Source organism: Psychrobacter sp. PSP (assembly GCF_024085615.1).
Classification (GTDB): Bacteria; Pseudomonadota; Gammaproteobacteria; order Pseudomonadales; family Moraxellaceae; genus Psychrobacter; species Psychrobacter pacificensis.
In genome coordinates this window covers 80699-90694 of sequence record NZ_JABLTF010000014.1, presented here as the reverse complement: position 1 = coordinate 90694, position 9996 = coordinate 80699, and the positions used below count along the sequence as shown (strand labels likewise).

Sequence of the window (9996 nt, the reverse complement as noted above, 5' to 3'; positions counted from 1 at the left end):
ATCAGAACGCTTATATTGAACGGTTTAATCGCAGTTATCGCAATGAGGTTTTAGATTGCTACCTTTTCAACAATTTAAACGAGGTCAATATGCTGACTGAAGACTGGATCAAGGTTTATAACAACGAAAGACCCCATGATTCACTTAATGATATGACACCTGCTGAGTACAGGCAGGTGGCTTAATAATTCTACGATGATGTTGTGTTAAGAATGGGGTATTTACATAAGTACTCTCATGCGTGCAAAGACTTCTCCTAACTCAAAAGGCTTGACGACATAATCATCAGCCCCTGAGTCTAAGCCTGCAATTCTATCTTTTAATTGATCACGCGCGGTGAGTATCAACACTGGTGTTTCAATCTTGGCATCGCGAATAGCAGTCAACACGCCCATGCCATCAACTTCTGGAAGACCTAAGTCTAATAAGATGATGTCATAAGGTTGCACCCTTAATGTCAGTATGGCTTGACGACCGTCTTTGACCCAATCAACCGTATAAGCCTCATCTTGCAAGGCTTCGCTCAGACTCTCGCCAATCATCAAGTCATCTTCGACTACCAATACGCGCATGGGATATCCTTATTATGTGACTAGTAGGATTAAAAAATATTTATCTATAGTGACACTTTTTATAGCGTCCTCAAACTAAAAAGCTCTAATCGATACTAGTGTACAGAGTAGAGCCGTTGTTAAGCTATATTCAACCAAGTTTTAAAATATTAATCATCATCTAACTGACTGCTGACAACCTGACCATTCATGCTATCGATTATCAGTTTATTTATGTCCATCCCTTTAGCTATTTCAATCTCATAAGCGGGTATACCGTTATCAAAATCAAACTCTGCTTCAGTAATTTTGCCACCAACACTTTGCGTTGCTTTTTGCATGGCTTGGGTTAGGGTTATTTGGGCTTGCCTCATAGCGTTATATTCTGCTAAGTCGTCTTGATCTATTTTTTCCTGCTTAGATTTTAGAACTTTGCCGCTACTGGCGTCAATTTTTACTTCATGCTCCACTCCATCATTGATAAGCTTGATTTCATACTCGCCACTTGCCATATAATCGTTTTGGTCAAACTCAGCGCTAATTAAGTCTCCTTTGACTGTTTTTTGTGCAATAGCGACGGCTTGCTCTAGACTGATTTTACTCTGTGCTATCGCGACTGCGTCACTCGTCTTTGCGCCTGAAATAGCAGGTATTTGACCTGAGGCAACAGCGAGAGTACCAATACCTAGAACGCTAAGAGCAATAAGTAGGGATTTGCTTAGGGTTGATAGTTTTTTCATCGTGTTTACTCCGTATTTAAGGTTCATGTCTGACGACTCATTATCAAAGTTGTCAGAAGTGTCGATATGAGTCCATCATACAAAACAAGACATAGAAGAAGCTTAGCGTAGAATAAGCGTTCAGTTAGCTACTCATATTTTTGGGCTATAATGCTGTTGCTCTTTCGATAATCCTTATACAGAGTAATATTTTATTACTTAGATTAACACACCAAGTGCAACGCTAATTAATATTATAGAACGCCTGCATAGGCGTTTTAAACCCTAATCGTTTTCTTGGTCTGTTGTTTAGTTTGTTCTCAATGTCCTGTATTTCATTATCAGGCTTAGATGTGTATAGCTCATGGTTGCAATCTCACTTTGGTCGGTGGATAAAAACTTTGATGCTAGCGCATCTAGGTCTTTTTTTCACCTTGCATTTGGTATTGCACTTCATGTGTTAATCTAAGGAAGATAAAATCATGGTCGCCGCGCACTTTACCTGCACCATTTAGCAAAAATACGCTGGCATCAAGATCGAACTCAGCACCAGAGGTGGCGCGCTCATCCCAGCCTAGACCGATTAGTAGCTTGGTCAAATTTGGATCAGTTTTCGTTAGCGATAAGTTACCGCCTTTGTTAAGTGATAGAGCCATAGTGTTATCCTTATTATTAGACGTTAGAGATTTAATGACATAAAAGGCGATGCTTACGCTATCACTGCGCAAATCCATCGCCTAGTAATGCTCTATCATAACAACAAAAAATGACCCAATCAAAGCCGATTGGGTCATGGTTATATTTTATATACATTGGGCAAAAAACTTAAGTTTCAGGCAGTTACGTTACTCATTATAGCTACCTTGTTCATGGCATTTGCCAGTATAGCAGCATTGCTCACTCATAAATGCTTATCTATAGACTCTGACGATGACGAATCTCAAAGCTTTGATGAATAGGTTTTTTGATATTAAAATCAAAGCCGATCGTCTTTTGGGTGATATGAATAATATCGTAGCGCTCGACTAACTGCTCATCTAGCTCAAAGCGAGTGAAGTTATTAGAAAAATACAAGACGCCATCAGAGGTTAAGCGGTTCATGGCCCGATTGATCAGAGCTGCATGATCACGCTGCACATCAAAGGTGCCTTGGAACTTCTTCGAGTTTGAGAACGTCGGTGGATCAATAAAGATAATATCAAACTGCTCGGTATTGTCCTTGATCCACTCAAAAATATCGGCAGCAACGAACTGATATTTATTGCGGCTGACGTCTAGACCGTTCAAGGCAAAGTTTTGTTTGCCCCAATCTAGGTAGTTCTGTGACAAATCAACGCTCGTGACTTTTTTGGCACCAGCAAGCGCTGCATGCACACTGGCGGTACAAGTATAAGCAAACAGGTTAAGTACAGATTTGCCGTGGCTGTTGCTTTTGATCCGTGCGCGCATATTACGGTGATCAATGAAAAGCCCCGTATCGAGATAGTCGGTAAAGTTGACATAAAAATACGCCCCATCTTCGCGGGCGACATGAAACTTGCCGCGTTTTTCTGTGGTGCTCTGTTTACTATACTGATCATTGCCAGACTGACGGGCACGCGTTTTGATAAAGATTTGCTCACGGTTAATATCAAACACTTCACGGATACCCATCAGTGCGAGATTAAAGCGTTTTTTGGCTGTTTCAGGTGGAATAGTCTTAGGCGGTGCATACTCTTGCACGTGGGCATAATCGCCGTATAAATCGATAGCAACCTTAAAGTCAGGCAAGTCGGCATCGTAGACACGAATGTTACTGACATTGTCTTTTTTGGCCAGTTTTTTGAGTTTGCTTAGATTTTTTTGTAGACGATTAATAAAGTCTTGTCCGTCTTCTACGTCGATCTCACGCTTTTCAAAACGGCTGACAAGATTGCCTGTCTGTCCAGCGATAAGCGTTCCGTAGCGGAAATAGACGGTGATCGCGCCATTATGACAGCGTAACGTTTTTGGTTCTTTAATCGGTAGGATATCTACTTGCTCGACACGAGCGGCCAATATGCCAAGCATTGGATCGATACCGCTGCCAGCGAAGCTGTCTTGTATAATCAGGCCAATGGCTTGATACAGTGGCTTAATCATTTCTTCATCACCCAAACGCTCACCATAAGGCGGGTTGGTAATGATTAAAGGATTACTCAAGCGACCGTCATCCACGAGCGGTTTTAGGGCGCTACCAAGTTGATCAAGCGCACGCTGTTCGATGTCTAGTAGCGGAAGCAAATCTTGAAGTCCTGCCGCGATGAGGTTTTTTTCGGTTGCGATAATCGCGCCATTATCAGCATCAAAACCCAACACAAGCGGCAGCGTATCTGGTTGCTCATTGGCAATCTCTAATGCTTCGCGAAAACGTGTCTGTGCATCCTCAATCATCTCCTGCCATAGCGTCTCGTCATGATGCTGCCACTCATAGAAGCCAAATTGATTGGCCGCTTTGTCGATACCTACAGCATAATCACAGTGCATGAGTAGAGCTTCGATAAGGAAGGTACCAGAGCCACACATTGGGTCTATTAACGCATTATAGTAAGGTGCATCGCCTGCTTCGTTTTTCTTGTGCCAACCAGCGCTATAGAGTAGGGCAGCTGCCAAGTTTTCTTTTAATGGGGCTTCTGTCATAGCCACGCGATAACCACGGCGATGCAAACTGGTCCCTGATAAATCTAAATACAGCTCGGCCTGTTTGTCATTGACGGTCGCAAAGATAGAAAAATCTGGGTTTTTGCTATCGACATTCGGACGGCTGTCGTACACTTCGTTGAAGGTGTCCGCAATGGCGTCTTTGACCCGTAACATGGCAAACTGCTGGCTGACGGCAACGCGCTTATCGACAGACAGACGGATGGCAAAGGTTTGCTCTAAGCTAAACTGCTCAGTCCAATTGACGGATTTTGCCAAACCATATAGCTGCTCTGCAATATCGTATTCTGCATTGATGTTTTTGCGTTTGATGAGCATCAATACCCGCGAAGCCACACGTGACCAAAGGCAGATGGTATACAAGTCGCGTAAATCACCCGTGACGGCAAGACGACCAGTACTCTTGATTTCGCTATCAATACCGAAACTTGTCAGCTCAGTCTGCAGCGGTGCCTCAAGCCCATCGGCACAAGTAATGATAAGATCAAGCGACAATGTGGAAGAGGGTGCAGCTGCGGTTTGTTCGGTCATACGGGTACCTGTGGGCTAAATTGACAAAAGAGGCAAATAATAAAATAGATGTTTTAACCAGTAATTTTACCATAATTCACGGTAGGATGGTTCAAAGTGGCTATGTTTAAGGTGCGATAGGTTTAAGGTGCGATAACTAGATCTCTTGCAAAAGTACCAGTTCATTGACTTCCACTGACGGAGTTACAAGGGCTGACGATGACTTATGCAAGAAGTCTACTAAATACATGAACATAAGTCAGCTACTCATTCTTTGCCAATGATCCCTTTCCTGATACAACTTGAGTGGTGGTTGCAAAAGGTTTAGTCGCGATAGGGTAGTCGACGTCTTTTGGCATGAGCAGGCGCATATGTGGATAAGGCGTTGAGATATTGGCCGCATCAAAGGCAATTTTTATCTCTTCTTGTAGCACTTCTTTGATTTTGGGTATACGTGCCACGGCTGCTGGCTTGACCCAAAAACGCACGATAAAAAATACGCCATACTCTCCGATTTCGGCCACGGTCGCTGAGGTCTCAGGACGATTGAGTACTGCATCGGTATTGCTGAGTACTTGCAAAATCTCTTTGCGTGCAAGCTCAATATCATTTTCGAAGGCAATACGCACGCGAATATCAAAACGTATAAAGTTTTTGGAGGTTAAGTTAATCACTTCTGAGGAGGCGACATTAGAGTTTGGAATAATAACAGTAATATTGTCTCGAGTTAGGATATGGGTAGTGCGCAAGGCAATAAGCACCACGCGTCCCTCATTATCATTGATATGAATCCAGTCCCCAACTTGAAACGACTGCTCCAGCAAAATAGTGATACCGGCGATAAAGTTGGCAAGCGTCGATTGAGCAGCGAAACCGACAGCTAAGCCGACAATACCCAAACCTGCAACTAACGATACGATATCAAAACCAAATTGTGCCATCACGCTGGCAAGCCCAAGTACCAATAGGAGCACCGACAAGATATTTTTGAGCAGCTGCTCTATCGAGGCATTGAGTCCATAATGCTGTAGGACTTTATGAATAATCTGACCAGACGACGCCCACAGTACGTAGTAGATACCAGCCCACGTACTTGCTTTTGCTGTCGCCTTGATGGTTTCTGGTTCAAAATTTATTTGACTCATGATCGCTATCAGACTGGCGACAATCCAAACGTAACGTAGCGTTGAGCGGGCAATCTTGGTACGGCGATCGTTTAAGCGAATCTTAGTTTTACTTTGTCTAAGAATATAATTGGCCAACCAATAAAAAAATCCCAATACCGCAAGCAGTATTAGGATCTTTATGCCAGTGCTAGCAAGCTCTACTGCTTGAGAAGACCAGTTGAGTGTCTCTTCATCGATAGAGCCGCCAAGCGCAAGGTAGAGGCTAGTATGCAGGTCACGAATGATTTCTTTAAAAAAGTCGGTAACACTAGCGATTGGCATTTTTTCGTCCATGCAGGGTGTGTTTATACAAGGTTTGATAAATAAGGTGTCTGGTTAAGCGTCACCTCAAGTTGTCTAGTCAATCAAATATAGCATGAGTGATGACTAAGCCTAACTCTATTTTTTAGAGCAAGGCCTAACTGTAAATTAAAAATTGTCTTCTTGCGCGTCTTGAGATTGATAGGGTATCTCCATTTTGTCCTGCACATCACGGAGTGCTGTACGCAGTCCTTCTAATATCGTAGGATGATAAAAAGGCGTGTCAAGCATCTCTTTAATGCTCAAGTCATTGGTAATCGCTGTGGCTAATATATGACCGATATACTCAGCATCAGGGCCCACCATGCTCGCGCCTAATATTCTGTCGGTTTTTTTGCAGGCATAGATATGTAGCAGACCACAATTAACGCCCATCACACGGCTGCGCCCTTGGTTGTCAAAACTGACGCGACCAATCACAAATTCCAGCTCAGGGTCTTCTTGAATCTCGGGTAGAGACATTCCGACATTGACGATTTGCGGTGAACAAAATACGATAGAAAATGGGGTGGCGGGCGGGCGAATATAAGCATCTTCGGTATTTTCACAGACCATGTTGCCAGCACTATAGCCCTCATCACTCGCTACATGCAGTAGAGGAATGTGAGCATTGGCGTCTCCAACGATATAGATATCTGAATCGCCAATTTGCCCTGTTTTTTTACTCAAGTTTTTCGGGCGGTTTTTGTCATCAAGCTCAACGCCTAAGTGTTCGACACCCAACTGCTTGATGTTGTTGCGGCGACCAGTCGCGACCAAGACACAGTCGCCTTGCCATTGTCTTGACTCACCAGCACTGTCTTCATATTCAATAAACGCAGTTTGAGTGTCTTTATTTACTTTTTGACCCACATCAGTAATCTTGCTTCCCAAGTGCATGGTAAGCTCATGACTTAAGCACTCGATGGCTTTTTGGTTGATGTCATTATCCTTGAGACCAGCAACTTGTTTGACTCGGTTGAGTAGCGTAACCTCTACGCCCAAGCGCGTAAATGCTTGTGCAAGTTCTAGACCAATGGCGCCAGCACCGACGACGGCCATAGAGTTGGGTAAGTCTGTAAGCTCAAACACGTTATCAGAGGTGAGCATCGTGTCACCCAGTTTGTCAGCCCAACCGTCAGGTATAAAAGGTGAGCTGCCAGTTGCCACAATGATTTGCTCTGCGGCAATGAGCTCATCATTAACCTCGATTAACCCTTGCTCATTGATATGAGCACGCCCATCGATTTTTTTGTGATCAGGCCAGCTATCTACTTGTTTTTTTATGTAGCTTGCAAAATGACTGCGCTCATCACGCACGCGCTGCATCACTTGCTTGCCATCTATTTGCGCAGTTGCATGAACCCCAAACTCAGCCGAATGATTGGTATCATGTGCACGATCAGCGGCTGCAATCAGCAGTTTGCTAGGCATACAGCCGACAGCGACACAGGTAGTGGTCCAAAACCCTTCGTTGATAATGACGACATCGTCTTTAGTTTTACTTGCTTGGCGAAAGGCATTTTGACCAGCCGTGCCTGCACCGATAACGGCAACAGAGACGTTGCGCGTGATTTTTTGCGGTGCCTTATCAGTAGTAGTACCAGACTGTTTATTCATATGATTCTCTAGTAAGAAGGGATTATAAGCGTATGTGTTGACCGGTGACTCAGAGCCTTATATTCGCGCGTTTTATCGTTTTTGCGGCAAAAATGTACTCTGTTATAACGATCAGGTTATGGTGCCAATATGCTGAGTAGACGACTGGTGTAATCTTTGGCACGTAGGTTACGCTGTGCGTGGGTCAGCTTGCCTTCTTTATCAAATACAAATGCTGATCTCACCAGTCCCAAAGTAATATTGCCGTACATGTTTTTCTCTTTAATGACTTCAAAATACTGGCATAGTTTTTCATCAGTGTCACTGACAAGTGGGATCTGTAAGTCGTATTTATCGATGAACTTCTCATGTGACTCAACGCTGTCACGAGAGACGCCAACGATGTCATAGCCTAAGTCGTCAAAGTCGTGGATATGCGCCGTGAACTCCGTCGCTTGTGTGGTACAGCCTGGTGTATTGTCTTTAGGATAAAAATAGAGAATAAGACCTTTGTCGGTATTGGCAACCATCTCTTTGAGACTAATCTCAGCATGGATAAAGTTTCCGGCAAGTTTGCGTACGATGGTCACTGGAAAGTCGGGTAGGTTGATCGTTTCTGTTGTTGGTTTTGCCATGGTAAAATCCTTATTGATTTTGGTTATGTATATTGGTTTTTTTGATGGTTTAGATAGGGTTTTATTTATCGTCTTCTTATTATAGGCAGATTGGTAGCAATAAATAATCAGTTTTACACTTTGCTTATCCATTGGTAACAAAAAAGACTGGCAATGGCCAGTCTTTTGTATATCAAACGAATAGTAATTAAGCAGGCTTTTGCGGCTGCTTCAAGTCTAAGCCGACTGTGCACTGCTGCAGGTCTTTTTGCATGGTTTTGACATAAGGCAAGCTTGAAGGGTCTTTTTTGTCTTTTGCGTAGCTTTCGATCTCCCACATCTGACCAATCGTCATGTTGCTACGCACACCGATAGTGCACTTACATAACTTTGTCGCATCACTTTTACTAGCGACTTTATATTTAACTGCGCCATCGACGCATGAGTTGATATTACTTTGCTTAATATCAGTAGCATTCGCCTGCGGCATTGCGAACGCGGCCGCTAAGGCTAGGGGGAGTAATGGCAATAACTTCATAAATATCCTCTTACAGGTAGTGTCAATTTTTGACTATGGTATTCAATGTGATTTTATAATCAACAGACAGCTGGATCACTGATATGTGAGTGACTGAATCATTGGTGATATCTCATGTAACCTATATCACATGTAATCTATTCAATTGGCAAAAATGATTGTCCATACCATAGCAAGTATATTGATTAAAATACAATGTCGACGTGCTGTGTTAATGCAAGCGAATGTTTCGCTAATGTTGATTGATGCCGCTGTTTGATAAAAAGTCAGTATCTCTATCCAGCTTGGTAATGAGTAGGGTCAGTGACGCCAGCTTGAGCAAAGCCTTGGCGACGTAGCGCACAGCTATCACAAACGCCGCAAGCAAGTCCGTTTGCATCGGCACGATAACAAGAAATCGTTTGTCCATAATCAACGCCCAATGATAGACCAAGCTCAATAGTTTGAGCTTTGGACAGCTTTTGTAGTGGGGTTTGGATAGACAAGCGATGACCGGTAACGCCCGCTTTTGTCGCCAGATTGGCCATGTGCTCAAATGCTTCGATATACTCTGGACGGCAATCGGGATAGCCAGAGTAATCGACTGAGCTGACCCCAATGACGATATGATTGGCATCAGTCACTTCAGCGACGGCTAGCGCATAAGACAAAAAGATCGTATTGCGCGCAGGCACATAAGTATTCGGAATGGCATCGTTATCGATCTCATCGTGCTTCTTGCTAGGGAATTTGTCGGTATCGCCGTCTGGTACAATCATGCTGTGATCGGTGAGTGATGAGCCACCAAGCTGGGCGATATCAATGTCGATAATTCTGTGGTTGACGCCTGCTGTCTCAGCGATAGTCTTTGCTGCAACAAGCTCACTATTATGACGTTGCCCATAGTCAAAGCTAACCGCTGTCACCGAGGCATAGCGCGCCTTTGCCCAATACAAACACGTCACCGAATCGAGACCACCTGATAAAAGCACCACGGCATTTTGGTTTTTGTGAGGAGTATCGTTGCTGTTGGACGCTTGATTCATTGAGGGATTCTGCAAAGTAACGTTAGTCATAGTGTTATCTATTATTGGTTTACGAAAACGGCTATTTTAGCAAAAATACGGCTATTACAGAACCACGAAGCGACCAATCACGTATCACTAAAGTGACAAAGCCATGCTAAGCAGTATTGCAATAAAAATAAAGTGCGTATTACTGTCATCTTTTCAATCTGTTAGCAATATTTGTTATAATTGCCGCTTTTAAAGCATCGATAACCCTACCTCATTGATCTTGCTTTATCGCAAACTACTTTATAGTAAAATCATCCTTATAAAG

The 9996-nt window shown here is 43.3% G+C and carries 9 protein-coding genes and 1 pseudogene; 1 reads left to right on the top strand and 9 read right to left on the bottom strand.

Annotation, left to right across the window (positions count from 1 at the left end; all coding sequences use genetic code 11):
* On the top strand, nucleotides 1–185 hold a 185-nt coding region (locus HL061_RS03910; protein WP_252962542.1), incomplete at its 5' end, for a transposase.
* A 36-nt stretch (nucleotides 186–221) separates the two neighbouring features.
* Here the strand turns inward: HL061_RS03910 and HL061_RS03905 are convergent.
* The 9 genes and pseudogenes from HL061_RS03905 to queC form a co-directional block, all read right to left on the bottom strand.
* Nucleotides 222–572, bottom strand: coding sequence for a response regulator (locus HL061_RS03905; protein ID WP_240366451.1), 351 nt, complete (start codon nucleotides 570–572; stop codon nucleotides 222–224).
* Between the two features lie 149 nt (nucleotides 573–721).
* Entirely contained in the window at nucleotides 722–1291 is a 570-nt protein-coding gene (locus HL061_RS03900) for a PepSY domain-containing protein (RefSeq protein WP_025651480.1), read from the bottom strand.
* Nucleotides 1292–1740: 449 nt separating this feature from the next.
* A pseudogene (locus HL061_RS03895) lies at nucleotides 1741–1926 on the bottom strand (TerD family protein); the annotation flags it as partial.
* A gap of 259 nt (nucleotides 1927–2185) precedes the next feature.
* Nucleotides 2186–4480 (bottom strand): bifunctional 23S rRNA (guanine(2069)-N(7))-methyltransferase RlmK/23S rRNA (guanine(2445)-N(2))-methyltransferase RlmL, encoded by a 2295-nt coding sequence (gene rlmKL, locus HL061_RS03890; RefSeq protein ID WP_071001907.1) that lies wholly within the window; start codon nucleotides 4478–4480, stop codon nucleotides 2186–2188.
* Nucleotides 4481–4722: 242 nt separating this feature from the next.
* A complete protein-coding gene (locus tag HL061_RS03885) occupies nucleotides 4723–5907 on the bottom strand; it encodes a mechanosensitive ion channel family protein (RefSeq protein ID WP_227517180.1) in 1185 nt (394 codons plus the stop codon).
* Between the two features lie 147 nt (nucleotides 5908–6054).
* Nucleotides 6055–7545: a dihydrolipoyl dehydrogenase gene (locus tag HL061_RS03880; protein WP_071001905.1), complete on the bottom strand. Its 1491-nt coding sequence runs from the start codon at nucleotides 7543–7545 to the stop codon at nucleotides 6055–6057.
* Nucleotides 7546–7661: 116 nt separating this feature from the next.
* Nucleotides 7662–8159 (bottom strand): peroxiredoxin, encoded by a 498-nt coding sequence (locus tag HL061_RS03875; RefSeq protein WP_071001904.1) that lies wholly within the window; start codon nucleotides 8157–8159, stop codon nucleotides 7662–7664.
* Between the two features lie 187 nt (nucleotides 8160–8346).
* Entirely contained in the window at nucleotides 8347–8676 is a 330-nt protein-coding gene (locus tag HL061_RS03870) for a hypothetical protein (protein WP_071001903.1), read from the bottom strand.
* Nucleotides 8677–8951: 275 nt separating this feature from the next.
* Nucleotides 8952–9701 carry a 7-cyano-7-deazaguanine synthase QueC gene (gene queC / locus HL061_RS03865; RefSeq protein WP_197496773.1) on the bottom strand — a complete coding sequence of 250 codons (750 nt, stop codon included), beginning with the start codon at nucleotides 9699–9701 and terminating at the stop codon, nucleotides 8952–8954.
* Nucleotides 9702–9996: the final 295 nt, after the last annotated feature.

What these genes read in the sequence shown, in the direction of transcription:
- HL061_RS03875 (WP_071001904.1), bottom strand. Translation starts at nt 8,159, where the DNA reads ATGGCAAAACCAACAACAGAAACGATCAACCTACCCGACTTTCCAGTG.
- HL061_RS03900 (WP_025651480.1), bottom strand. Translation starts at nt 1,291, where the DNA reads ATGAAAAAACTATCAACCCTAAGCAAATCCCTACTTATTGCTCTTAGC.
- HL061_RS03870 (WP_071001903.1), bottom strand. Translation starts at nt 8,676, where the DNA reads ATGAAGTTATTGCCATTACTCCCCCTAGCCTTAGCGGCCGCGTTCGCA.
- HL061_RS03880 (WP_071001905.1), bottom strand. Translation starts at nt 7,545, where the DNA reads ATGAATAAACAGTCTGGTACTACTACTGATAAGGCACCGCAAAAAATC.
- queC (WP_197496773.1), bottom strand. Translation starts at nt 9,701, where the DNA reads ATGAATCAAGCGTCCAACAGCAACGATACTCCTCACAAAAACCAAAAT.
- HL061_RS03885 (WP_227517180.1), bottom strand. Translation starts at nt 5,907, where the DNA reads ATGCCAATCGCTAGTGTTACCGACTTTTTTAAAGAAATCATTCGTGAC.
- HL061_RS03905 (WP_240366451.1), bottom strand. Translation starts at nt 572, where the DNA reads ATGCGCGTATTGGTAGTCGAAGATGACTTGATGATTGGCGAGAGTCTG.
- rlmKL (WP_071001907.1), bottom strand. Translation starts at nt 4,480, where the DNA reads ATGACCGAACAAACCGCAGCTGCACCCTCTTCCACATTGTCGCTTGAT.